This window comes from Exiguobacterium sp. UBA6309 (assembly GCF_002439205.1).
Classification (GTDB): Bacteria; Bacillota; Bacilli; order Exiguobacteriales; family Exiguobacteriaceae; genus Exiguobacterium_A.
Genome location: NZ_DJTL01000005.1, coordinates 103,891 through 128,179 on the forward strand (window position 1 = coordinate 103,891; position 24,289 = coordinate 128,179).

Sequence of the window (24,289 nt, forward strand, 5' to 3'; positions counted from 1 at the left end):
TCGAGTGTCCTCCCGAATGAAAGAACGGAAAGATCACGAAAAGGGGGAAATCACATGCAACACACACGATGGCAATTAGAAACACTCTATACGATTGATGACGTCAAAGCAGGCATCACTTCCATACAAACAGCATTGTCGAATCGGCCGATTGATGTGGCAGAACAGGTCGAGCGTTATCAGCAAGTCGCGCGCGACGTCGAAGAATGGAGCGACTTCATTTATTGTCTGTACGCTGAAGATGTCACGCGCGTAGAAGTCCATCCATTGCTTGAAGAGATCGAAGTCGTCCAAGCGATGGTACGCAGCGAAGTGGCAGCACTCGATACAAAGATCGCAGTACTGTCACAAGAAGAGTGGGAAGCGCTCGTTACGGATTCACCGTACGCCTTTTTCTTAAACGAACGCCGTGACATCCAGTCCCGTCGTGCACCACTGGTTCAAGAACAATTGTTACAGGATCTCGGTGTGGACGGGTTCCAAGGCTGGGGACAACTTTACGATCAGCGCTTCATGGCGTTACGGGTCGACTTGAACGGGAAGCAAGTCACGATCGGTCAAGGATTGCATGAAGCGATGTTCGCGCCTGGTCGTTCGGCTCGTCTAGCGGCAGCAACTGCAGTTGACGCCGCTTGTGCCAAAGAAGCTGATTTGTTTGCGACGATCTTGAACCGGATCTCCGGCTTCAGATTGCAATCCTACAAGATGCGGAACTGGGAGCAACCATTGACAGAGTTGCTTGAGCAGAACCGAATTTCAGAAGCGAGCTTACAAGCGATGATCGAAGCACTCGATCAGCACCGCGACCTCTTTCACGCCTATTATGCCCGCAAGATTGTCCAGGCAGAGCGGGTGACGGGAGAATGGCATGATTTTGAGACGAGCACGTACCGCTCTGCGCGGCATGTTCCGTTTGAGACGGCACAGGCAATCGTAAGCAAACAATTCAAACAGTTGAATCCACAGCTCGGTGCTTTTGCTGAAAACGTGTTTAACAAGGGATGGGTCGATGCGGAGAATCGTCCTGGAAAAGCGGAAGGCGGATTCTGCGCTGCCTTTCCGATTGCCAAAGAGAGCCGGATTTTTATGACGTACCGTGACAGTTATCCAGACGTCGCGACACTTGCCCATGAATTTGGTCATGCCTATCATAATTATGTACTGCAAGATGAACCGTATTTAAACCAAGTCAAAGGAACGAGCATTGCAGAGACGGCTTCAACGTTCATGGAGAATCTCGTCCTCGATGCTGCCATCAAAGAGACGACGGAGCGGGAGGAAGTACTTGCTCTTCTAGAAGTCAAGATTCGAGAGGGCCTAAAATATGCCAGCATCGTTCCCGGAATGTTCCGGTTCGAGCAACGTTTTTATGCGGAACGTCAGCAAGGGACGGTCAGTGCCGAACGGTTAAGTGAACTCCTGCAAGAGGAAGAACGGTTAGCCTATGGTCCGGTATTGCCTGAACCGGCGCGCTATAAATGGATGTACATCAGTCACTTGTTCAATCCGAATCTTGCGTTCTACAACATTCCCTACACGATCGGTTATCTGCTCAGCAATAGTCTGTATCAGACGGTTCAAGCGGATCCGAGTCAATTTTCGGCAGTCTTTGAAGCGGTCATGCATGATTCCGGTCAAGCGACGATCGATGAGATCGTTAAAAGTCATCTCGATGCTGATCCGACATCTGTCGCGTTTTGGGTCGAAGCTCAGCAACCGCTCGTCCAGGCGATTGAGCAGTATCTGACGTTAACGGAGTCCTCTCTCTCCGTCGATTGAAGACGAATCGAAACGGGAACAGAAATGTAGGGAGGGATGCGGATGTATGAACAGGAGAAACAATTAGTCGCTGAGGCAGCACTAACTTACGTGAAAGATGGGATGATAGTAGGTCTTGGGACGGGTTCGACGACGGAACGGTTCATCGAGGCGCTTGGTCCACTTGTGCAGGCGGGACTACAGATTCAAGGCGTGGCAACGTCGCTTGCGACGGTCCGACTCGCGGAACAGTTACACATTCCGTTGATCGACTTGGAAGAGGGAATGGAAATCGATGTGACGATCGATGGGATCGATCAGATTGACGGACACTTCCAAACAATCAAAGGTGGTGGCGGTGCACTATTTCGCGAGAAAATTGTCGCACTGATGAGTCGGGAATTGCTCTATCTGACCGATTCTTCGAAGTTCGTTCATCATTTAAGCGGACCGTTACCGGTCGAACTGGATCCGTTTGCGTTACCGTATGTGCGGCAACGGTTGCGTGATAAGCATGTCTTAGCAACGCTACGCGTGAAAGACGATCGTCCCTTCGTTACAGATGGAGGTCACGTGATTCTTGACGTCGATGTATCAGCCATCTCGGACGTCCGAGTATTCGCAAAAGAAGTGAAGGGCTGGTCTGGAGTGCTTGAGACCGGTTACTTCGAGCGACAACCTGATCATGTCCTGACGGTCGAAGAGGGAAAGGTCAAACGCATCGCGCATCCTCGCCTGCGTGACGGTGGTGGGTTGGTTTAAGAAAAGAAAGAAGGAAACCGTATGGGCTTGAAAAAACGGTATTTATTCGGAGCTGGCATCATTGCCGGAACGAGTCTACTTTTGTTAAGGAAGCGGGAACAGGGCACACAAACAGATGCACTACGTGAATATTTAGCCCATCTCGATCAGGATCCGAGTCCAGATGCTGCGAAGGACCCGGATGAGGTCGGATTGACGAAACTCGATTCCATCTATCGAGCTGAGTGGCAAGCGAATGGGTTCCCGCGTTCGCGGACGGAGCTAGAGGAGCTTGAAAAATAAAAGAACATGAAACAGCCTTGAATTCAATGAATCAAGGCTGTTTGACTTAGAGGTAACCGACGAGAGAAAAAGCTTATCGTTCCACGAGGAATGTATTAGAAGTGTCTTACTTCTTTACTTAATCGATACAAATAGATACCAAGCAAATCGTGGATACCTATTTTTTCTGTATTTATTTGCTTATCTTCAATGATCACGTAATCTGTGGACGAGTTTTAGGAGACTCTTACAAAAAAACTGAGTATATTCGGTACATAAAAACTTCTAAAATTAACTTTCGGCGAATTACGTCTCGCCTTGATAGGATGAATAGAAAGATACTTCTATAAAGAAACGTATATTTTAATTACTTAAAAGTTAATAATTTCTAAATGAGGGTGAATCAAGAAAGGGGATGATACAATCAAGAAAATAGGAAGGAGAGACATGATGAAGAGATGGATTACGTTGTGGGCTGTTAGCATCCCCGTTTTCTTGATTTCATACATCGGTTCGTTTTTCATAACAAGCAAGATTAGCATTTTGCCTCAAGAAGAATGTAAGCCGCGTTTTATTTTTACGCCTCAAGATGTATCCTATTGTAGCGACATTTATCCTATAGACATCTTTCTCATCAGTTTGAAGACACAACCTCTCGCTTACGTTTGCGTTGCTTCAGGACTCTACATAGTTGGGTTCATGAGTTACTTCATTTATCAAAAAGTGAAGAAAAAGAATTGAATACTCAAGCGATGGCTTCATATAGAAGAGAGGATGAAACGGAATGAACGAGACCGTTCACAGTGTTTCTACTATTCTCTCTCCGATGTTCGGATTGTTCTATTCGATTTGTCATAACAATGATATTTGGAGTAGATTTCCTTTTGGTTCACTTGTGATAATTAGGTATTATCACAAGTGAGTTTTTAAATAGTAGTTATCATCTTCTTTGTAGTTCATAGTCCCTTCAGTCTTAGTCATCAAATCTATCCACACCAAATTGAACGTAATAAATTGGAATTACAAAAAGACATTTTTCGAAATAGTGCGTAACACTACAAACAAAGAACTTTAATTAAAGAATCGACAAGAATCAGGTTTTGACTAGAGAAAAACTCGTAACTCAAAAATAAAAAAAGACAAATAACACGAATTTAAAGATAATACGACAGATTCGGAGAGTAGTTGTTGAGAAGCAAAGGAAAAGTAATTTGGATATTTATGCTATACATCATATGATCATTTTGGCTTCGTTCTTGAAGTAATCGTAATAGCTAGCGATACCTTATTACGAAGTGGAGTTTTAATCTAAACAGCCCTAGATCCTAATGATCCAGGGCTGTTTTCATGTGTTTTAATATGTAAGCGATCCTGCAATGATCAAACCGATCGAAATCGATAAGAAGAGAAGCAGCAAGCCGACTGCTTCGTTGTTCGCATCAATCTCTTTCGTCATGCTTAAACGTGGAATCAATAAATCCGCGAGATAGAACAAAACGATTTGTAAGACGATTGCGAGTGTACCCCATAAGACCATATCGAGAATGCTGACGGAGTTCGAAATACTCGAATAGAGAACGATGGCAAGACCAAGAATACGTCCACCGAAGGCGTAGACGGCCGCTTTCTTCCCGTTACGGATGAGTTCGAGCTCCTTCGATTTCGTCGTCACCTCGAACAGGACGACACCGATGGCAAGGAGTACGGTCGCGACACCGATATACGAGAGCGTTGAAAGGAATAGATTACTGAATGTCATGTTGGTACCTCCATCATGATTTTTTATTTTTTTTGCGTTGTTCGTATGCGACATACAATTCAAGCAGTGCTCCGACGAGAATGCCTGCTGATACATACAAATAGAAGTTGTCACCAATGAATCCGAACACGAGTCCTAAGAGAAGACCGATCAGGATATAAGGACCTTTTGTTAACTTCATATCAATCACCTGCCTCTACTTTAAAGGTAGCGGATTTCAGAGGTGACGTCCATCGTTATTCTTTGAAGCTGACGGCAGAATCTGCATTAGGAGAAAACAGGACGACTTGATTCCGTCCTTGTTGTTTTGCTTGATAAAGCGCAGCATCCGCATCCGGTAAGAGATGGTCGATTTGAGATGTCGTCTCATCAAAAGCGGCTAAACCAAATGATGCTGTAAGTGGCAGATCGGTCGTCGTCAATCGAAATGGGCTGCAGGCGATACGTTCACGTAATTGCTCTGCTAAAGGAATCACTTCAGAGAGCGGAACGCCTTCAAACAAGACGGAGAACTCTTCACCGCCGTTACGAGATAAATACCCGCTCTCTGCGACGCCATCACGCAGTCGGCTGGCAAACTGACGTAGCACTTCGTCACCCGCTTCATGTCCATACGTATCGTTGATCCGTTTAAAATGATCAATATCGATCGTCAATAACACGATGGACTGTTTGTTCAAGATCAATAGTTGTTTGAGATCCGTGAAGTATTCGTTAAAAGCACGTGAATTATTCAATCCCGTCAAAAAGTCGAGTTGTGCTTTCTGCCGAAGCACCCGTAACGACTGTTTCGTCAGGCGGATATCACGAATGAGCAAAAGGGCGAGCCAACTGCTAACAAAGAAGCGGGAATGACGACCGACATGACCTCGAGTAAGAGGATTTGTTTCGGTAAGACGATCCATAAGACAAGGGCGTGCAAAGCCGTCGCATAGAGCGTCACGAGTGTGAAAGTCCGTTTTGCGTAAGGAGGCATTTCACGAACAATCAGACTCGTTCCGAGGGCGACAGCGACGATGAAACCAAATGCAGTGAATGCAGCCAAGTTCGTTCCCAGACTAAAGCGATAAACAATGATCGCGACCGTCACGATCGTTGTTGGAATAACGCCTCCAAAGTAGGCGGCGACAATGACCGGAACATGGCGCAAATCAATCATGACGCCGGGGGCTGCTTCGATTGTCATCTGCATGAGCAGTAAGGAGATAATGCTCAGGGCAAGACCATATAGTACGCGGGTGAGACGTGGAGATTCTCGCGTGATCGGAAGCGGTGATAATTTTCCAAGTAGATAAAAACCAGCCATTAATAGCGTCACGTTATGTAAGACGTCAAAATGGATGCTTTTCATGAATCGTCCATCCTTTCGAAAAAAGTACGTACTTAAGAAATATACGCCATAAACGGACTAACTCCTGTTTATCGAAAAAATAAAACCTTTCCATCAATTGTGTCTATAATGTGAAATTATGATTTCTATAAGCTGTACTTATGGTTTTAGGGATTTGATTGACCTCCTCGACGCTGCATTGTTAAATGATGAAGAAGCGATATGAAAGCGCTTACTAAATTTGAAGGAGATCTACTTATGGAACTCGTCATCATTCTACTTGCCTTATCCTTATTGATGTTCGTTGCCTATCGTGGTTTTTCGGTCATCCTATTTGCACCAATCTGTGCCTTGTTCGCCGTCTTACTGACGAACCCGGACTGGGTGTTACCCTTCTTCTCGAATATTTTCATGGAAAAGATGGTCGGCTTCATCAAAGCATACTTCCCGGTCTTCCTCCTCGGAGCGATTTTCGGAAAAGTCGTTGAGATGTCCGGTATCGCGGAGTCGATCGCAAAGACAATCATTCGTATGATTGGTGCGAAGCGCGCTATCCTTGCCATCGTCTTACTCGGCGCCATTCTTACATATAGCGGTGTCAGCTTATTCGTTGTCGTATTTGCTGTCTATCCGTTCGCTGCGAACTTGTTCCGCGAAGCAAACATCCCGAAACGACTTATTCCGGGAACGATCGCACTTGGTGCGTTCACGTTCACGATGGATGCCTTACCAGGAACGCCTCAGATTCAAAACGTCATTCCGACGACGTTCTTCAAAACAGATATCTATGCTGCTCCGATCATGGGTTCAGTCGGTGGCTTGTTCATCTTAGTCGTCGGCATGTGGTATCTCGAGTCACGCAAGAAAAAAGCGCATCAAGCGGGTGAAGGGTACGCTGGATTCGAAGCGACAGCGGCAAGTACTGCACCGCAAATGGAGTTAAAGAACGAACCAGAAATGACGCTCGAGACGGATCGTCAACCAGTCTATCGCCAAGTCCTTGCCTTTGTCCCACTCGTCCTTGTTGCCGTTATGAACAAAGTCTTTACACTCTCGATTCCAAAATGGTATCCGGAAGGATTCGATTTTTCAGCAATCGGTCTAGAAGCATTCGGAAAGATCGAGACACCCGCTGTTCTTGCGATCTGGTCCGTCCAAATGGCGTTGTTGATCGGAATTCTCGCAGCGATGCTCTATGACTTCCGAAAGATCAAGACGAACTTCCAAGCTGGTCTGAACGTCAGTATCGGTGGTGCGCTCCTAGCGGTCATGAATACAGGTGCTGAGTATGGCTTCGGTGGCGTCATCGCGGCACTCCCAGGATTTAAGTCCGTCTCAAGCGGGATCTCGGAGACGTTTACGAACCCGCTCGTCAACGGAGCCGTCACGACGACGACGCTTGCCGGCGTCACCGGTTCCGCATCGGGTGGAATGGGGATTGCGTTAAGTGCGATGTCGGATAAATATACGCAAGCCATCACATCGGGTGGCGTACCACCGGAAGTCATGCACCGCGTCATCTCGATGGCGTCCGGTGGGATGGATACGTTACCGCATAACGGTGCCGTCATCACGTTGCTAGCGGTCACGGGACTGACGCACCGTCAGTCGTATAAGGACATCTTCATGATTACGATCCTCAAGACAGTGACGGTCTTCTTGATGATTGGATTGTATAGCTTGACTGGCTTGTACTAAGGATTTTTAAAGGGGGCATCATCAGATGAAACAGGGGAAAGTATACGCATCATTCGCGGAAGCGACAGCAGACATCTTTGACGGGGCGACGCTAGTCGTAGGGGGCTTCGGACTCTGCGGAATCCCGGAAAAATCCATTACCGCGTTGCAAGAGAAGGGCGTCAAGGATTTGACCGTCGTCAGTAATAACTGTGGTGTCGATGACTTCGGTCTCGGTCTCCTCTTGCAGACACGACAAATCAAGAAGATGATTTCATCGTATGTCGGGGAAAACAAGACGTTCGAGCAACAGTATCTCAGTGGCGAGATCGAAGTCGATCTCGTCCCCCAAGGTACGCTAGCGGAACGAATCCGTGCCGGTGGTGCTGGTATTCCTGGTTTCTATACACCGACTGGCGTCGGGACACCGATTGCTGAAGGAAAGGAACAAAAGGAGTTCGACGGGAAAACCTATCTACTCGAAGAAGGAATCGTCGGCGATTTTGCAATCGTCAAGGCATGGAAAACAGATCGACTCGGGAATCTCGTCTTTCGGAAGACGTCACGCAACTTTAACCCGATCGTCGCGACAGCGGGAAAAGTAACGATCGTCGAAGTCGAAGAACTCGTCGAGGTCGGCGAACTCGATCCGAACGAGATCCACACGCCTGCTGTCTACGTCCAGCGCATCGTTGTTGGAACGGATTATGAAAAACGCATCGAACGCCGGACTGTCCGGGAAGCTTGAGGAGGAGATTGATATGAAAACGACACGAGAGATCATCATTGAACGCGCGCTTCAGGAAGTTGAAGACGGGATGTACGTCAACCTCGGAATCGGAATTCCGACATTGATCGCCAATGCGATTCCGGACGATATGCATGTCATGCTGCAATCCGAAAACGGACTTCTTGGCATCGGACCGTATCCACTTGATCATGAAGTTGATGCGGACGAGATCAATGCTGGCAAAGAGACAGTCACGGCACAATCCGGAGCTTCTTACTTCGACAGTGCCGAATCGTTCGCGATGATTCGCGGCGGGCACATCGACCTCGCAATCCTCGGCGGGATGGAAGTCGATCAGAACGGTGACCTCGCGAATTGGATGATTCCGGGCAAGATGGTCAAAGGCATGGGCGGAGCGATGGACCTCGTCAATGGAGCGAAACGCGTCGTCATCATCATGGAGCATGTCAACAAACACGGCGAATCGAAAGTCAAACAGGCGTGTACCTTGCCGTTGACAGGACGCGCCGTCGTCAATCGTCTGATCACGGACCGGGCCGTCTTTGATTTCACGCCGGACGGGATGGTCTTGATTGAGACGCTGAATGGTCAAACGGTCGAAGATGTCAAACAAGTCACGGAAGCACGATTCACGGTCAGTCCGGAACTCGAGCGCGTGACGGCAGGGGAGTGAAGCAGATGGTAAAAGGAGATATCGTACTCGTCACAGGTGCAGGAAGCGGAATCGGTCTAGAAATCTCAAAGGCGTTCGCTGCGGCAGGAGCGAAGGTCGTCGTAACGGACGTTCGCGCGGAAGCAGCAGATGAGGCGGCGGCATCGATTCGGGCAGCTGGTCATGAAGCGGTCGGCATGACGTTAAACGTCACCGATGAAGCACAGGTCGAAGCCGTCTTGAAGCAAACGGTCGAGCAGTTCGGTCGACTCGACGTCTTGATCAACAACGCGGGTCTTCAACACGTCTCGCCAATTGAAGAGTTTCCGACGGAGAAGTTCGAATTGATGATCAAGATCATGTTGACGGCGCCGTTCATCGCTATCAAACATGCTTTTCCAATCATGAAGGAACAAGGATATGGCCGCATTCTCAATATGGCATCGATCAATGGCTTGATCGGTTTTGCCGGTAAAGCAGCGTATAACTCGGCGAAGCATGGATTGCTCGGTTTAACGAAGGTCGCAGCCCTTGAAGGAGCGGAGTACGGGATCACCGTCAACGCGATTTGCCCGGGGTACGTCGATACACCACTCGTCCGCAATCAGATGGAAGACTTAGCGAAAACGCGACACGTCGAGCTTGAGAAGGTACTTGAAGAAGTCATCTATCCGCTCGTTCCGCAAAAACGTCTGCTTGCTGTCGAGGAGATCGCGGATTATGCATTGTTCCTTGCGAGCCGCAAAGCAAAAGGTATCACTGGACAAGCGAACGTCCTTGATGGTGGATACACGATTCAATAAGGAGATGGAGCAGATGAGTGAAGCAGTCGTCATCGTCAGTGCGACGCGCACGGCGATCGGAAATTTCAATGGAAGTTTGAAGGACGTCAAAGCAACGGAACTCGGTGCGACAGTCATCCGCGCAGCACTTGAAAAAGCAGGTGTGGCTGGGAATCACGTCGATGAAGTCTTTTTCGGTAACGTCCTCTCAGCAGGACTTGGTCAAAATCCAGCACGGCAAGCGGCACTCGCTGCCGGATTACCGGAGACATGCCCTGCGATGACCGTCAATAAGGTCTGCGGATCCGGTCTCTCAGCCGTCCATCTCGCGTATCAGGCGATCAAGTCGGGCGAAGCCGATGTCATCGTTGCCGGTGGGATGGAGAACATGAGCCAAGCGCCTTATGTCTTATCGGGCGCACGGTCTGGACTGAAGATGGGTGACCAACGGCTTGTCGATACGATCATCCAGGATGGACTTGAGTGTGCGTTTAATGACTATCACATGGGAATCACAGCAGAAAATTTGGCAGACGCTTATGAACTTTCCCGCGAAGCCCAGGATCAGTTCGCGGCGACGAGTCAGCAAAAAGCGCAGACGGCGTTGGCGGAAGAACGGTTCGTCTCGGAAATCACGCCGGTTCTGATTCCACAACGAAAAGGCGACCCGATCCGTTTTGAGCAAGATGAGTTTCCGCGTGCCGGAACATCTGTCGAAACACTCAGTCGTTTGCGACCGGCATTCAAGAAGGACGGAACGGTCACGGCAGGCAATGCATCTGGCATCAATGACGGGGCTGCGGCACTCGTCATCATGTCCGCGTCAAAGGCACAAGAACTCGGCGTGACACCACTCGTTGAGATCGTCGCGAATGGAACGTCCGGTGTCGATCCGAGCATCATGGGAATCGGTCCCGTCCAAGCGGTCCAAAAGGCACTCGATAAAGCGAGACTGACGCTTGAGGAGATCGATGTCATCGAAGCGAACGAAGCATTCGCGGCACAATCTCTCGCGGTCGATGCGGAGCTACAGTTCCCGCATGAGAAGCTCAACCGCAACGGCGGTGCAATCGCGCTCGGTCATCCAATCGGTGCGAGTGGGGCGCGGATTCTCGTTACGTTGATCCATGAACTCGAGCGAACGGGTGAGACGCATGGTCTTGCGACGTTATGCGTCGGGGGCGGTCAAGGGGTAGCGACGATCGTCAAAAAATACGAAGGTTAACAATAAAGCACGAGTCGAAGGAGATGTTTGCTCCCGTTGTCTCGTGCTTTATTGTTTTTAGCGAATCGTTAAAATGTCTTTGTAACTGCTTTTTTCAAGAATTTGCACAGATGACATCCGTGACCACTCCTTCAAGGAGACCTCGGGATGTTGTTTCACGAAGTCGGAGACAATCATATAGCCGAGTCTGTATTGGACGGACGCTGGAATATCTTTTTTATAATTTCCAAGGATCAAATCATCCGTCGTCAATCGCTCCGAATTCAGCTCCGAAATCACATGCTCTAAGGTGTGATTTAACAATGGGATGATTGATTCCGATGACTCCATTGGATAGAGCTTGTGGGCAAAAAATTCTGCCTCCCCTTCAAAGATGATATGATCAAGCACCGTCGTGCGGCTTGGTTCATTGAGAGCAATAGTATGATGGTACTCATGCGCTGTCGTATTGCGTAATGATGTTTCCGAAAAATCCTTCAAGAAGAACAGAGTCATCGAATTGTTTCCTTGAGCGACACCGCTGACACCACCATAACGTTTGGCACCATCGTGAGTATTTGGTGTCGTCGGGGAGACGAAGACGACGAGCTTCTCATCCCGTGGAAGTTGTTTCATCGAAGTCAGGAGACTGGACTTGATCTGTTTCATGATGCGCTGATGATGCTTTTTTAGATATGTATTCATCTGTCTTAAGTCTTCGATGTTCTCAGATGGATGCTCTAGAAGTGAAGAATCAAAATTAGCTTGAAGCTGTTCTTTTTTGATGATCTTATTTTTAGCTCCCAATACATATTTTTTAAATAGTTCCTCATTGTCCTCTGGATGTTTCGAAACCGCTTGAATGTAATCGTCATACGCCTTATACAAAGGAACGATTTGAATCTTTTGTTTCTCATGCGTAAACGTAATGTCATACGTCTTTGGTTTTTCGGCAGCGGGAGAACAACTGGCAAGTAAAAGGGTGGCGCTAAGAAGATAAATCGATTTCATGAAAATACCTCCTGTTTAATTATCCATATATTTACTTTCTCTAAAGAATATCATTTTCCTACTACGTCAAATGAACTTATGAATCCGGTTTCATGCTTCGACGCACAGCAGTAACAAAATCCGTAGACCGTAGTTCCGCCAAACTTTCTGCGTAATTTTCAGAATATTCTCCAGATAAACTCCTAGCACGAGGTCTCAAACGTATGGTATTCTTTCGAACGAAGTACTTTATCTGCTTAGGGAGCGGATGAAGTCGGAAATCATCAGTGGGGGTTTATTATGTCTAAAACTGTTCCAACATCATTTATCATCGTCATCGGCATGATGCTCTTCGCCTTGTTCTTCGGGGCAGGAAATCTCATCTTTCCGCCGATGCTCGGACAGCTCGCAGGGGAGCATGTCTGGGTTGCCAATGCCGGATTCCTTGTCACTGGTGTCGGTCTACCATTGCTTGCGATTCTCGCATTCGCGTTTTCAGGGGAACGCGATCTACAAGCGATGGCGTCACGTGTTCATCCTGCTTTCGGAATCGGGTTCTCGGTCATCTTGTATCTTGCGATTGGACCATTCTTCGCGATTCCACGTGCCGGAACGGTCTCGTATGAGATTGGAATCAAGCCGTTCTTCAGTGAATCGACGAGCCATTTGCCGTTACTGATCTTCACGATTTTGTTTTACACGATTGCTTGTCTATTGTCCTTAAACCCAACAAAGATCGTCGATGTCGTCGGGAAGGTACTGACACCGATTAAAATCACGTTCATCGGTCTGTTGATTGTCGTTGCCGTCTTGCATCCAATCGGAAGTTTTCAGAATCCTTTGAAGACATATCAGACGAATGCCTTCTTTAACGGTTTCCAAGAAGGATATATGACACTCGATGCGCTCGGTGCCTTCGTCTTCGGTATCATCATCATCGCAGCGATCAAGGAAAAAGGTGTCACTTCGAAGCGGCAGTTGCTGCTGATTTGTACGAAAGCCTCGTTGATTGCCGCAGCCTTGCTTGCAATCACATACTCGGCGCTTGCCTTCATGGGTGCTTCGAGTGTCTCGGAAATCGGACAACTGGCGAACGGAGCAGAGATCTTGTCGGCTGTGTCGGATCATTACTTCGGTGAATACGGTGCGATTTTACTCGGTCTGATGATTACAGTTGCCTGTATGACGACAAGTGTCGGCTTGATCACGGCGTGTGCCGCGTTTTTCTCGGCACTCGTGCCAAAAATCTCGTACGTCAAATGGACGATTGGTCTATCAGTCTTCAGCGCACTCGTCGCGAACATCGGTCTGAATCAATTGCTTGCCGTCTCAAAACCAGTCTTGATGACGCTTTATCCACTCGCGATCTGTCTGATCTTCTTAACGTTCTTGCATCCACTCTTTAAAGGCAAACCAGCCGTTTATCAAGGGGCGCTGTGGATGACATTCGTTGTCAGCTTGTTTGATGGATTAAAGACAGCAGGGATTAACGTCTCAGCCGTCACGAAAGTGTTCGACGCGGTATTACCGTTTACTTCCGTCAGTCTCGGATGGGTCGTTCCAGCCATCATCGGTGGGGTGATCGGGGCAATCGTTGGTAAGAAAACAGCACAGACACAATCATCGTCACGTGTGGCTTAAGTTGTCATGTATAAAGGAAAGCGGATTTTTGATCGTATGATCAAAGTCCGCTTTTTTTGTTCACTCGATTGTGGGTTTAAGCATAAGCGGAAACGGCAATTCCTCTACTGTATATCATTGACCATCGTGTCCCTTACAGAAAGGATGTTGAAACATGTCAGAACGTGTCTTCATTAGTCCCTCGAAGTATGTCCAAGGAAAGGATGTCATTGACCGGCTCGGTACATATGTGAGCCCGTTCGGTGAAAAAGCGCTCGTCATTGCGGACGATGTCGTCTGGAAAATCGTAAAGGAACGTGTCGAGCAGTCGCTGTCCGGCGAAAACGTCAGCATCGAGAAGGCAGACTTTAGTGGTGAAGCCTCACGGCATGAAGTAAAACGAATCGCTGAGCAAGCAAAAGCAGCGGATGTTCGTTTCGTCATGGGAGTTGGGGGTGGAAAGACGCTCGACACAGCAAAAGCCGTCTCGGATGAGCTGAACGTGTCCGTCGTCATCGTACCGACCCTTGCTTCGACCGATGCACCGACGAGTGCTCTGTCCGTCATCTATTCCGACGAAGGGATTTTCGAAAGCTATCGTTTCTATAAGAAGAATCCCGATCTTGTTCTCGTCGATACAAAACTGATTGCCCAAGCGCCAGCGCGTTTCTTCGCGTCCGGAATTGCCGATGCTCTCGCGACATGGGTCGAAGTTCGAAGTGTCGTCGCCTTTGGTGGACAGACGATGGCGGGAGGACGACCGACAATTGCGGCACAAGCGATTGCCAAACGTTGTGAGGAAGTCTTGTTCGAGCACGGGCGTCTGGCGTACGAATCCGTTCAGGCACAAGTCGTCACACCAGCACTCGAAGCCGTCGTCGAAGCGAATACCCTGTTAAGTGGGCTCGGCTTTGAAAGTGGGGGACTAGCAGCGGCGCATGCGATTCATAATGGCTTTACGGCACTTGACGGTGAGATTCACCACCTGACGCATGGAGAAAAGGTCGCCTTTGGTACACTTGTCCAGTTAGCGCTCGAAGAACATCCACAAGAAGAAATCGAGCGCTATATCGCGCTTTACACGGATCTTGGTTTACCGGTGACACTCGAGGACGTCAAGCTAAAGGATGCGTCACGTGAAGATATCGTCAAAGTCGGAGAGGCAGCGACCGCTGAAGGTGAGACGATCCACAGCGGATTCAACGTCACGGCGGACGAAGTCGCTGATGCGATCATCGCTGCCGATCGCTATTCAAAAGCGTATCAAGCAAAGCGAAAACAATAAGAAAAAATAACCCTTGCCGAGACGGCGAGGGTTATTGTCATTTTACAGATAATCGAGTGGATTGACACTGCTACCGGCAGAAGTTGCGCTGTAGACGTACGATCCTTTATGGAGTTCAAAATGTAAATGTGTTCCGAAAGCGTTACCTGTCTCGCCAACTGTTCCGATTTTTTGACCTTGCGTGACGGTTTGACCGACCGAGACCGAGCGGCTATTCATATGTGCATACAGACTGATGAACGGCGATCCGTTGATCGTATGTGAAACCATGACATAGTTGCCGTACGCGCCTTTGAGCTGAGACGTAATGACTTTACCGCTTGCTGTCGCATAGACTGGTGTACCTTTTGCTGCACCATAATCGATCCCGTTATGGAATGTGTAACCATAAGCACCACTAGAAGGTCCATAACCTTGTGTGATCGGACCGCTCGTTGGCGTCGCGAAGTTCTTTGATGTCGACGTTGACGCTTTTGATGCGCCACTGCTATCCGTCAGTGTCAAAACAGCGTATTTCGAGACATAGTCCGCATGAACGAATCGTTTATCTCCACCGTATAAGAACTTGATCCAATCGCCTGTACGACCGAGGTAGCGGAACGTTTCGCCTTTATCGACACTTCCGACGACTGTACTGCTCGTCGAACTGCTGCTACGAACACGAAGGTTGTCGACATTGACTTTAATCTTATAGATACGTGTTACTGAATATTTTTTAACATATGTAGAAGAAACATAGACTTTTTTTGAACCGTACAGAATTTTCGTCCAGTTGCCTGTCCGTCCGAGATACTTATATGTATCACCTTTTTCAAAGCTCGTGATCGTACCGTATGATGTCGAAGGACCCGTTCGAGCACGCAAACCGTCCTCCATGACTTTCACCTTATAGAACGTCGTTGCTGCATCCGCACGTGGGATGGCAAACGAAGCAAAACTTGCCACAGCGATGGCTGTCGCTGAAACACCTTTCCAAAAACCATGCATGATTCATTCCTCCTGAATATGTAATTTGTGTGACTAAACCGTTATGTAAATTTCATAGATGAGTATAACATTTACGAAAATGTTTAAATGTTACATTCACATTTCGATATTATTTCAATAAATTATATTTAAAGACATTAATTTTGTTTGTTTTCCATTTATCCATAAATTCCTTTGACAAGATTGGATGGAATTGGATATGATGAAATGTCCATTAAAAATAAGAAAGGTACCCCGGTTGAGGTACCTTAAATGCTTATAAAAAGGCGAGTGGATTGACGCTGTTTGCTGCAGAAGTACCGCTATAGACATAGTTACCGCGATGGATTTCGAAGTGAAGATGAGCACCTGTCGAGTTTCCTGTACTGCCGACTGCACCGATCGTTGCGCCTTTCGGGATCGTTTGACCGACGAAGACAGAGCGTTTGCTTAAGTGAGCGTAGACCGTTGTGTACGAAATACCGTGCACTTTATGTTTGACCATGACATGGTTTCCATATGCTCCTTGGTAAGACGATGTGACAACTTTACCTGCCGCTGCTGCACGAACGGGCGTTCCGATTGGTGCACCAAAGTCGACGCCGTTATGGAATGTGTAGCCGAAGATGCCGCTCGTTTTTCCATAACCTTGTGTTACTGGACCGCTTGTCGGACGCGAGAAGCCATTTGATGAAGTCGAGAATGAGGCTTTCTTCGCTGTATGACCAGAAACGCGATATTTTTTCACATAACCTGAGTAGACGTAACGCTTATGTCCTTTATGAAGAATTTTTGTCCAGTTTCCGCGATGCCCCAAGTATTTGAAAGTCTGTCCCGAATTGACGCCGTCGACGATCCGGTATTTAAGAGATGGGCCAGTACGAACGCGAAGTCCGTCTGCTTTGATTTTTACTTTGTACGTAGATTTCGTAGCTGCGTCAACCTTACCTGTACCCGTAGCTGCAAAACCTGAAACAACGAGCGCGCTCATTGCAAGTGTCGTGATTGTTCTTTTCATGAATGTTCCTCCTTGATGTAAATCGAAATCTTGTCGGAAATGACATGTATATAGAATGTGTGTGGTGTAAAGTGTGGTGAATTGAAGTAGATGATGCTGTCGTCATTTGACTAACGAGAGTATAGCATTGAAAAGTCAGACGTTTGTATTTCAATTCGATTGCTTAAATATATTATAATAACAAATGTTGTAATATTGAATACATATTCAATCTCAGAATCCCTTAAAATCAAGATGAATCCGTGTTACAACGAGATGAATTTGATGACAAAACGCAATCGTGGGAAATGATGAGAAAGTATGGGAGTCTAATAAAAAGAGAGTAGGTAATGAGATGGATTTGACGTTTGCAGTAAATCAAAAAAAGCTTAACATTCGCGCAGTGGCGCTGTTGATTCAAGATGAACATCTCTTGATTCATCGGCAAGGAGAAGATGATTTTTGGTCATTACCGGGAGGACGGGTACAATTTGGTGAAAGTGGTGCCAAAGCGATTGAACGTGAATTATTAGAAGAATTAGGACAGTCAATCGAGCCACCGGTCTTCCGTTTCCTGCATGAAAATTTCTTTAATTACGCAGACCATCAGTTTCATGAACTGGGGATGTTTTATGAAGTAACATGTCGAGAACCACTACCACTTTCAACGGAAGACTTTTACGGTCCTGAAGGTGAAGAATTGACGTACCGGTTCGTTCCGTTCGATAAACTGGATCAATATACATTGTATCCAAGCGAATTATCAAAAATGCTTCAAACCAATGTATTTCCAACGCTATTGACGAATGACATCTGACTTTTTCAGAAAAACGTTTATAGATGTATCGCAAGGGAATGGTTAATCAGGTAGTTCATTCCACAATGATAAGGGAGCTGATCGTTCATGAGAGAAGAGCAGTTCGAAGCGATGCATCAAGAAGCACGAGGGCAGACGCAGGAACAACAACCCGGTGTCGAGTACGCCATGAAACCGGAACCGATCTACGATGATCCGGATTATGTCGGTTCAGGAAAACTGACGGGAAAGGTTGCACTGATCACAGGTGGAGACAGTGGAATCGGTCGAGCCGTTGCTGTCGCTTATGCGAAAGAAGGGGCAAACGTCGCAATCGTATACCTAAATGAGGGAAAAGACGCAGAAAAGACGAAATCGTTGATTGAAGGCTACGGGGTCAAAGCCTTAAAAATCGCGAAAGATGTCAGTCAACCGGAAAATGCGCAAGCGATCATCGATACCGTCATTGCAGAATTCGGTCAATTGAACATTCTCGTTAACAATGCCGGAAAACAATTCCCGCAAGATGATTTCCTTGCGATCACACCAGATCAATTGAAGGAAACATTCGAGACGAATGTCTTTTCGATGTTCTATTTGATTCAGGCTGCGCTTCCACATTTGCATAAAGAAGATGCAATCATCAATACATCATCGGTGACAGCGTATCGTGGAGCACCGTCGCTGATCGACTACTCAGCGACGAAAGGCGCTATTACGACATTGACGCGCTCGCTTGCTTCAAGCTTGATCGAGAAAGGAATTCGCGTTAATGCCGTCGCACCGGGACCGATTTGGACGCCTCTCATTCCAGCGACGTTCTCGAAGGAGAAAGTCGAGTCGCATGGGGAAGACACGTTAATGAAGCGTCGGGGACAACCGTCAGAAAATGCACCGGCTTATGTCTATTTGGCTTCTCGTGATTCGAGTTACATCACGGGTCAGACGATTCATATCAACGGCGGCGATTACATCACGTCTTAAGGGGGAAAACATGATGAAGAAAAATCCGAATGAAGTGCCTGAACGTGAACCGGATCATCAACCGGACGAAGTTCCGCAAGCACCACCGAGCGAGGTACCAGATACACCACAGGAAGATCCTGTCCGTCAACCGGAACCGGATACGTTCCCGGAACCAACTGAGATTCCCGATACACCGCAGGAAGATCCAAATCCCTATTAATAAGCTGACCGTAGTCACCATCCAAGAATCGGATGGTGACTTTTTCGTGATGAAGAAGACAAACCAGCTTGACAGACAAACTGTATGATGAGTATGATACAGAAGAGAAGTGTATTAATGTTTTAATACATTGCACAGGAAAGGGAGGTCTACCGATGCAGTTCGACCAAAGAAGTCCGGTGTACCTGCAGGTCGTCCGTTGGTTCAAACAACGAATCGCGACCGAGGAATTGCAAAGCGGGCAAGAGATCCCGTCCCGCCGCGAAATCGCCGCACAGCTCGGAATCAATCCGAATACCGCACAAAAAGCATACAAAGAGATGGAGGAGCAGCAATTGATTACGACAGAACGGAATGTCCCGAGTAAGATTACACGCGATCCACAAGTCGTCCAAAAAGTACGTGCTGAGATGCTTGAAGAAGCAGTCTCTGAATTCATCGATGCCGTCAAGGCGATTCAAATTCCACTTGATGAGGTCGTCTCGAAAGTTGAGACCGTCTATCAGGAAACGGAACGGAGGAAGGTCGATGCTTGAAGTCCATGGCTTACAAAAGAAGTACGGAAAAAAACCAGTCCTTCAAGGCGTCTCGTTTTCCGTTCCAATGGATCAATTGACATGTCTGATCGGTTTGAACGGTGAGGGGAAATCGACGATCCTGAAGGCAATCGCAGGTCTTGTTCCAGTCAACGCAGGAACGGTTCTCGTCGATGGCGAGATCAACCGAAATAAGATCGCCTTCGTTCCAGATATTCAGACGATGCCCGGCTACATGACGGTCGGTGATGCGCTGACATATATGGCGGATTATTATTCCGATTGGAACCAGGAGACTGCGAATGAATTGATGCGAATTTTCCAGCTACTTTCAACAGATAAGATTACCGATTTATCAAAAGGAAACCAGGCGAAGGTCAGCTTAATTCTTGGATTTGCTCTCGATCGTCCGTACTTATTACTCGACGAACCGTTCGCCGGAATTGATTTGTTTACGAAAGAACAGATTGCAGGATTATTCTCAAGCCACTTCATGGAAGGGCGCGGTATCCTGATGACGACACACGAAATTCAGGAAATCGAGCATTTGATCGACCGGGTCGTCTTCTTACAGGACGGTCGGATCATCGATGAACATGAGACAGAAGAGATGCGAGAACTGTACGGGAAGTCGGTTCAGGACCGGATGCGGGAGGTCTATCAGCGATGAAACAATACATACAATTGACGAATGAAGAGATTAAGCGGAGTTTTAAGCTTTATATGATCGTCGTGCTTGCAATGGTAGCAATTGAGCTGGTGTCGGTCGTTGCGCAAGTGATGCTTCATGAGCAAAATATCAAGAATTTCATGGAAAATAATCGTGCAACATTATCAGAGGCACTTCAACAAATCGGAAAGCTAGATTATGCAGATACGACATCTTTTTTCGTATTTATGACTTTGATAGGAATTGTATTCGTTGTGATTTACGCATTTCAAATTTGGTATCGTGATTGGCTTGGGGAAACAAAATACATCTATCGACTATTAATGCTTCCAGGGCGAAGATATAGCATTTTCTTTTCAAAATTAACTGCTGTATTTCTGGTCATGATTAGCTTTATTGGTTTGCAATGGTGTTTTCTTAAGGCTGGATCTTATTTATTTGATTGGTCAATCCAAGCGGAGTATCAAAAAAGTTCTAATACGAATATATTCAGTAGTTCATTGGAAGAATTTTATACGACGAATTTAACTAATATGATTTTTATCATCCTTATTTCTACAATGATTGTCTGCTTAATCTTTTTGCTCGTTTTGTTGGAGCGGTCACATCGAAAAGTAAAAGGATTGATTCGAGTCGCGATTGAAACGACAATTTTTGTATCGTATGCGTTCGTCTGTATTTATTTTTTGGATCAAACACATTTATTACTAAGTTCAGAAAAAGACGCTTTATTCATCGGATTTGTCTTTGTCTACATGATTTATGCTTGTTGGAGAAGTTTGCGACTTCTGAAATGGAAAATCTCGGTCTAAGGGGGATAATATGCGGTCATATAAATATTTCATTGGTTTTATACTAATCAGTGTCGTATCACTAGCTTTTTATGTAGGATACGTCTTAAATTTAGAAAAACCTGAATTAGTAGTTGAAACAAAGAGCGGTAGCCCGAAGCAAAGCACTCTTCAAAATCTACAAATCAACTTAATCGATGTAGTGCGTCAACCAACAGACTTCTCAGTCTCGATTAAAGATGGACAAGTCTCTGAATCAAAATCATCTTATCTAAATAATATGTATCTCGACCGTGTTTATATAAATGATGAAGCACCACGGTCATTTAAACAGTTCATGCAAGAGGAAACGTATACTCTCATGCAAGATTCCGTAACTTACGGATTAAAAGGTCGAGAAGACGGTAGTTGGGAGTTGCAATACTGGGATCTTAAAACTAAAAAATTGACTACAAAACAATTGAGCACTCCCTCAGAAGTTAATAATAAAAAGTACGCCTACTCACCCTTTCAACGAACAGAAGATCTACTTTATGTGGAGCGCAATTCGATGGATGAGCAGACCATAAGAAGCTTTATTTATGTCATTGACTTAAAAAATAATAGCGTACGTAAACAACAACTACCAATCAAATTAAAGAAGAATGAATACATTGAGTCGTTCTATAAAGGACAACTACTTTTTTCTCAAACATATTTTCCTAAGAATAACCCCGATACTGAACAGCAGCGTCTGCTTATGACAGACGGAAAAAAGACGAAACGATTAAAACAACTGGAAGGAGAAGATTTTAACACTCGAATTTTAAATGAAGGCAAATTAATCGTGACGATAAATGAAAATGATGATACACAGTTAAGCTGGAATACGTTCGATATGGAGTCGGAAAAATATACAGTACATCAAGTTCCACTTCCTGATCGTAAAAAAATCACAGATGGAGGTGGATTCCCGGCCTCTATTTTGGAAAATGGACGCATTTATTTTTCTTATCAGCTAAAAAATGATGATTACAGAGTATTGGTTTTCAATCCGACATCAGCAAATATTGAATATGAAGGAAACATTACGAATAAAAATCCAAAGATTAAGTTATCACTAAGTGATATGCGATTGAAGTAAGTTATAGAAATTTCATTCAATCACTTGAAACCTCCCGTTTTCTTCCAACGTATAAAGACTATACAAGGGGGGGAACTCACATGCAATTCTTGATTTTTGTTGTCTTCGCAGGTGCTCTGTATTGGTTCTACTACAGCTTCTTACTGGGGTACCGTAAGAAAAACATCACGCTGACGTTTGACGATCGGTTTTATTCACTCGACGAACATGTCGCAGCCATCGAACAAAAGCTTGCAATGGATGGACGTTCAGCGCGTTATCTCGGTGACCGTCGCTTTGAAGTCGATGGCAAACCTTATCTGTTCCTCGAGCGGACAGTCCCAGTCGGCGGGGTTCCGACACAGCAGACGATTCTCGAGCAACAAAAAAAATAACTCTCCCGCGTTTGGGAGAGTTTTTGCGTTAGACCGGAATCCGATCAAGGGGATGTGGTTGTTGCGACGAACGATACCAGCGGATGATCCAGTGATCAATACCGATTTGATACGCAAAGCGGCCTGCAGCAAGTAAGACGATTGAGGTTGCTAAGAACAACGGGTTTAACGCAATCGTTCCAGCAAGTAAGTAATTGAGATTCATGATGCTTCCGACGACCAGTGCAGGAACCGTCAACAGACTGAGGATCAACAAGATCCCGATGACGAGTTCTGCGAACGGAATCAAGGCGTTGATCAGCCCGACGTTCGGTAAGGCAAGTTGCTCGATCCACGTCGCGTACCACGAACTGACGAGTGCGTCTTCGCCAGTTGACTTCGCGAGTGCTCCTTCAAGAAACGACCGTGCATCAAAGCCATTAATGTACTTACCGATTCCAGCGATGAACCACTGAATTCCGAGCCAGAGTCGGATGATCGTCAATAGACCAAGACCGATGATGTGTAATGCTTTCACTTTCAGACACTCCTCTACTACAACATAGTCCCCATCATACTGAAAAATCATCAGTAAGATAGGGACTATCATCATAACGTCATCGAACCGTCATCGACCTGTTACAAAAAAGGATAAGGTAACGGTTTCATGACCGTTGATCGAGGCGATGACTGATTGCAGTTAATAAAGCAGCGACAAGCGCAACCAGTCCACCGACGAGTGCCGTGTTCATCATCGGACCGTTCGCATAGACGATGCCACCGAGTGCCGAACCAAAAGCAATCCCGACGTTACTCGCAACCGGCATCAAGGAAGCGGCGAGTCCTTTTGCTTCCGGATTGAACTTTTCGGCAAGGTCGATCAAGTAGATCTGTGTCGAAGTCGTTAGTAGAATCGACATCAACGACATCAAGGCGATGTTGAACAGACCAAGCGGAAGGGATACTGTCGTGAAGTATAACGCAGCAAGAACGACTGCTTGCACGACGAAGACGAACCGTAAGCGTCCCATCGGATTTTTACTAGCAATCTTGCCGGCAAGGATGTTACTGAAGATCGAGACGACACCGTAAGCGAGCAGGATCGGACTAATCCATGTCTTTGCGATGCCGAGTTCCGTTTGCAGGATCGGCACGAGGTACGTGTAGACGACGTAAGTTGCTCCGAAGCCGAACGACGGAATGAAGAAGGCGATCAGGATCCGTGGATTAGCGAGCAATCCAAGCTGCTCCTTGATTGAACCGGAGCCCGTCGATTGCTGGACGGGAACGATCTTCCACACAGCGAGGAACGCAATCATTCCCATGACTGTCGTCAGCCAAAACGTGGCTGCGAAGCCAGCGTGTTGACCGATGAACGTACCGATCGGAACACCAAGGACGTTCGCGAGTGTAAAACCACCGAAAATGAACGAAACGGCGACACCGCGCTTCGCGACAGGTACGCCATCGCTTGCGACGACCATTGCGAGCGAGATCAAGACACCGGTCAGGATGGCTGTCAGGATGCGGGTGGCGAGCAATACTTCGTAACTTGGAGCAAAACTACTGGCAAGGTTCAGTAAGACCCAAACGAGTAACAGACGTAGAATCAGGCGACGCCGTTCCAAGTGACCGGTCAGCGACATGACAATCGGTGTACCAATCGCAAAGGAGATGGCAAAGGCCGAGACGAGCGTACCGGCTGTTGCGATCGTGATATTAAGAGCTGAGGAGATTTCAGCGAGGATCCCGACGATGACGAATTCGCTTGTTCCGAGAACGAACGTCAGGAGCGACAACGTGGCGATCAACAGCCAATCGCGTCGACTTAAACGAGTAGTAGGTGACATGGATGATTCCTCAATTCTGGCGCTTGCGCGCGAAACTATGAGTAACAGGATAGCATGAAACGATTTCGTCGGGTATCGCAAAGCGAGAATTCGGGAAAAGAACCATTATTCGAAATAGCGTGTGAATTTCCAGGCTTGCTGTTTTTTGCGTATACTACAGAAGAAGACTACTGACAAAGGAGTGGAAACG

Annotated in this window: 27 protein-coding genes and 2 pseudogenes; 20 read left to right on the forward strand and 9 right to left on the reverse strand. The window is 46.7% G+C overall.

Annotated features, from left to right (window positions below; genetic code table 11):
* The first annotated feature begins 54 nt into the window (after nt 1–54).
* The 4 genes from B3M90_RS00645 (at nt 55) to B3M90_RS14510 (ending at nt 3,522) form a co-directional block, all read left to right on the forward strand.
* Complete coding sequence (locus B3M90_RS00645; RefSeq protein WP_290782114.1) at nt 55–1,779, forward strand: M3 family oligoendopeptidase; 1,725 nt, start codon at nt 55–57, stop codon at nt 1,777–1,779.
* Nucleotides 1,780–1,821: 42 nt separating this feature from the next.
* Nucleotides 1,822–2,520 (forward strand): ribose-5-phosphate isomerase RpiA, encoded by a 699-nt coding sequence (gene rpiA, locus B3M90_RS00650; protein ID WP_290782117.1) that lies wholly within the window; start codon nt 1,822–1,824, stop codon nt 2,518–2,520.
* A 21-nt stretch (nt 2,521–2,541) separates the two neighbouring features.
* Nucleotides 2,542–2,802, forward strand: a complete 261-nt coding sequence (locus tag B3M90_RS00655) for a hypothetical protein (RefSeq protein ID WP_214855450.1) — start codon at nt 2,542–2,544, stop codon at nt 2,800–2,802.
* Nucleotides 2,803–3,231: 429 nt separating this feature from the next.
* The gene (locus B3M90_RS14510) at nt 3,232–3,522 is read left to right on the forward strand and encodes a DUF4306 domain-containing protein (RefSeq protein ID WP_414655220.1); all 291 of its coding nucleotides are present in this window, start codon (nt 3,232–3,234) and stop codon (nt 3,520–3,522) included.
* Between the two features lie 613 nt (nt 3,523–4,135).
* Here the strand turns inward: B3M90_RS14510 and B3M90_RS00660 are convergent.
* The 4 genes from B3M90_RS00660 to B3M90_RS00675 are packed head-to-tail and all read right to left on the reverse strand — an operon-like array spanning nt 4,136 to nt 5,891.
* Nucleotides 4,136–4,540 (reverse strand): DUF350 domain-containing protein, encoded by a 405-nt coding sequence (locus B3M90_RS00660; protein WP_290782119.1) that lies wholly within the window; start codon nt 4,538–4,540, stop codon nt 4,136–4,138.
* A 13-nt stretch (nt 4,541–4,553) separates the two neighbouring features.
* Entirely contained in the window at nt 4,554–4,721 is a 168-nt protein-coding gene (locus tag B3M90_RS00665; RefSeq protein WP_197026221.1) for a hypothetical protein, read from the reverse strand.
* A 55-nt stretch (nt 4,722–4,776) separates the two neighbouring features.
* Nucleotides 4,777–5,316, reverse strand: coding sequence for a GGDEF domain-containing protein (locus B3M90_RS00670; protein ID WP_290782122.1), 540 nt, complete (start codon nt 5,314–5,316; stop codon nt 4,777–4,779).
* A gap of 17 nt (nt 5,317–5,333) precedes the next feature.
* Entirely contained in the window at nt 5,334–5,891 is a 558-nt protein-coding gene (locus tag B3M90_RS00675) for a LytS/YhcK type 5TM receptor domain-containing protein (RefSeq protein ID WP_290782124.1), read from the reverse strand.
* 237 nt (nt 5,892–6,128) lie between these two features.
* Here B3M90_RS00675 and B3M90_RS14515 point away from each other — a divergent pair.
* The 6 genes and pseudogenes from B3M90_RS14515 to B3M90_RS00700 all read left to right on the forward strand — a co-directional run.
* Nucleotides 6,129–6,774: pseudogene (locus B3M90_RS14515) on the forward strand (GntP family permease); the annotation flags it as partial.
* Nucleotides 6,775–6,860: 86 nt separating this feature from the next.
* Nucleotides 6,861–7,568: pseudogene (locus B3M90_RS14520) on the forward strand (GntP family permease); the annotation flags it as partial.
* A gap of 25 nt (nt 7,569–7,593) precedes the next feature.
* Entirely contained in the window at nt 7,594–8,295 is a 702-nt protein-coding gene (locus B3M90_RS00685) for a CoA transferase subunit A (RefSeq protein WP_290782125.1), read from the forward strand.
* A 13-nt stretch (nt 8,296–8,308) separates the two neighbouring features.
* Entirely contained in the window at nt 8,309–8,971 is a 663-nt protein-coding gene (locus tag B3M90_RS00690) for a 3-oxoacid CoA-transferase subunit B (RefSeq protein ID WP_290782128.1), read from the forward strand.
* Between the two features lie 5 nt (nt 8,972–8,976).
* Nucleotides 8,977–9,753: a 3-hydroxybutyrate dehydrogenase gene (locus tag B3M90_RS00695; protein WP_290782131.1), complete on the forward strand. Its 777-nt coding sequence runs from the start codon at nt 8,977–8,979 to the stop codon at nt 9,751–9,753.
* Between the two features lie 13 nt (nt 9,754–9,766).
* Nucleotides 9,767–10,957 carry an acetyl-CoA C-acetyltransferase gene (locus B3M90_RS00700; RefSeq protein WP_290782133.1) on the forward strand — a complete coding sequence of 397 codons (1,191 nt, stop codon included), beginning with the start codon at nt 9,767–9,769 and terminating at the stop codon, nt 10,955–10,957.
* Nucleotides 10,958–11,014: 57 nt separating this feature from the next.
* On the opposite strand, the gene B3M90_RS00705 is transcribed toward B3M90_RS00700, so the two are convergent.
* Nucleotides 11,015–11,947 carry a DUF2268 domain-containing protein gene (locus B3M90_RS00705; protein WP_290782135.1) on the reverse strand — a complete coding sequence of 311 codons (933 nt, stop codon included), beginning with the start codon at nt 11,945–11,947 and terminating at the stop codon, nt 11,015–11,017.
* A 279-nt stretch (nt 11,948–12,226) separates the two neighbouring features.
* Between B3M90_RS00705 and brnQ the strand changes: the two genes are divergently transcribed.
* A complete protein-coding gene (gene brnQ / locus B3M90_RS00710; protein WP_290782137.1) occupies nt 12,227–13,567 on the forward strand; it encodes a branched-chain amino acid transport system II carrier protein in 1,341 nt (446 codons plus the stop codon).
* A 154-nt stretch (nt 13,568–13,721) separates the two neighbouring features.
* Nucleotides 13,722–14,831, forward strand: coding sequence for a glycerol dehydrogenase (locus B3M90_RS00715; RefSeq protein ID WP_214855490.1), 1,110 nt, complete (start codon nt 13,722–13,724; stop codon nt 14,829–14,831).
* Between the two features lie 42 nt (nt 14,832–14,873).
* Here the strand turns inward: B3M90_RS00715 and B3M90_RS00720 are convergent, their stop codons facing one another.
* Together B3M90_RS00720 and B3M90_RS00725 are read right to left on the reverse strand one after the other, a co-directional pair.
* Nucleotides 14,874–15,818 (reverse strand): peptidoglycan DD-metalloendopeptidase family protein, encoded by a 945-nt coding sequence (locus tag B3M90_RS00720; RefSeq protein ID WP_290782140.1) that lies wholly within the window; start codon nt 15,816–15,818, stop codon nt 14,874–14,876.
* Nucleotides 15,819–16,074: 256 nt separating this feature from the next.
* A complete protein-coding gene (locus B3M90_RS00725; RefSeq protein ID WP_290755592.1) occupies nt 16,075–16,815 on the reverse strand; it encodes a peptidoglycan DD-metalloendopeptidase family protein in 741 nt (246 codons plus the stop codon).
* A gap of 334 nt (nt 16,816–17,149) precedes the next feature.
* Here B3M90_RS00725 and B3M90_RS00730 point away from each other — a divergent pair, with 334 nt between their 5' ends.
* From B3M90_RS00730 to B3M90_RS00765, 8 genes are all read left to right on the forward strand, one after another.
* A complete protein-coding gene (locus tag B3M90_RS00730; RefSeq protein WP_214855495.1) occupies nt 17,150–17,611 on the forward strand; it encodes an NUDIX hydrolase in 462 nt (153 codons plus the stop codon).
* An 87-nt stretch (nt 17,612–17,698) separates the two neighbouring features.
* The gene (locus B3M90_RS00735) at nt 17,699–18,574 is read left to right on the forward strand and encodes an SDR family oxidoreductase (protein ID WP_035408573.1); all 876 of its coding nucleotides are present in this window, start codon (nt 17,699–17,701) and stop codon (nt 18,572–18,574) included.
* 13 nt (nt 18,575–18,587) lie between these two features.
* Nucleotides 18,588–18,776, forward strand: coding sequence for a hypothetical protein (locus B3M90_RS00740; protein ID WP_035408570.1), 189 nt, complete (start codon nt 18,588–18,590; stop codon nt 18,774–18,776).
* A 155-nt stretch (nt 18,777–18,931) separates the two neighbouring features.
* Nucleotides 18,932–19,312: a GntR family transcriptional regulator gene (locus B3M90_RS00745; protein ID WP_290755595.1), complete on the forward strand. Its 381-nt coding sequence runs from the start codon at nt 18,932–18,934 to the stop codon at nt 19,310–19,312.
* The gene (locus B3M90_RS00750; protein WP_035408568.1) at nt 19,305–19,982 is read left to right on the forward strand and encodes an ABC transporter ATP-binding protein; all 678 of its coding nucleotides are present in this window, start codon (nt 19,305–19,307) and stop codon (nt 19,980–19,982) included. The genes B3M90_RS00745 and B3M90_RS00750 overlap by 8 nt, the downstream gene beginning before the upstream one ends.
* Complete coding sequence (locus B3M90_RS00755; protein WP_290755597.1) at nt 19,979–20,794, forward strand: hypothetical protein; 816 nt, start codon at nt 19,979–19,981, stop codon at nt 20,792–20,794. The genes B3M90_RS00750 and B3M90_RS00755 overlap by 4 nt, the downstream gene beginning before the upstream one ends.
* A 10-nt stretch (nt 20,795–20,804) precedes the next feature.
* On the forward strand, nt 20,805–21,896 hold the full coding sequence (locus B3M90_RS00760) for a hypothetical protein (RefSeq protein WP_290782142.1): 1,092 nt from the start codon (nt 20,805–20,807) through the stop codon (nt 21,894–21,896).
* An 80-nt stretch (nt 21,897–21,976) separates the two neighbouring features.
* Nucleotides 21,977–22,270, forward strand: coding sequence for a hypothetical protein (locus B3M90_RS00765; RefSeq protein WP_290782144.1), 294 nt, complete (start codon nt 21,977–21,979; stop codon nt 22,268–22,270).
* A gap of 28 nt (nt 22,271–22,298) precedes the next feature.
* Here B3M90_RS00765 and B3M90_RS00770 read toward each other — a convergent pair whose 3' ends face one another.
* Nucleotides 22,299–22,787, reverse strand: coding sequence for a DoxX family membrane protein (locus B3M90_RS00770; RefSeq protein ID WP_290782147.1), 489 nt, complete (start codon nt 22,785–22,787; stop codon nt 22,299–22,301).
* A 127-nt stretch (nt 22,788–22,914) separates the two neighbouring features.
* Nucleotides 22,915–24,099: an MFS transporter gene (locus tag B3M90_RS00775; protein ID WP_290782150.1), complete on the reverse strand. Its 1,185-nt coding sequence runs from the start codon at nt 24,097–24,099 to the stop codon at nt 22,915–22,917.
* Nucleotides 24,100–24,289: the final 190 nt, after the last annotated feature.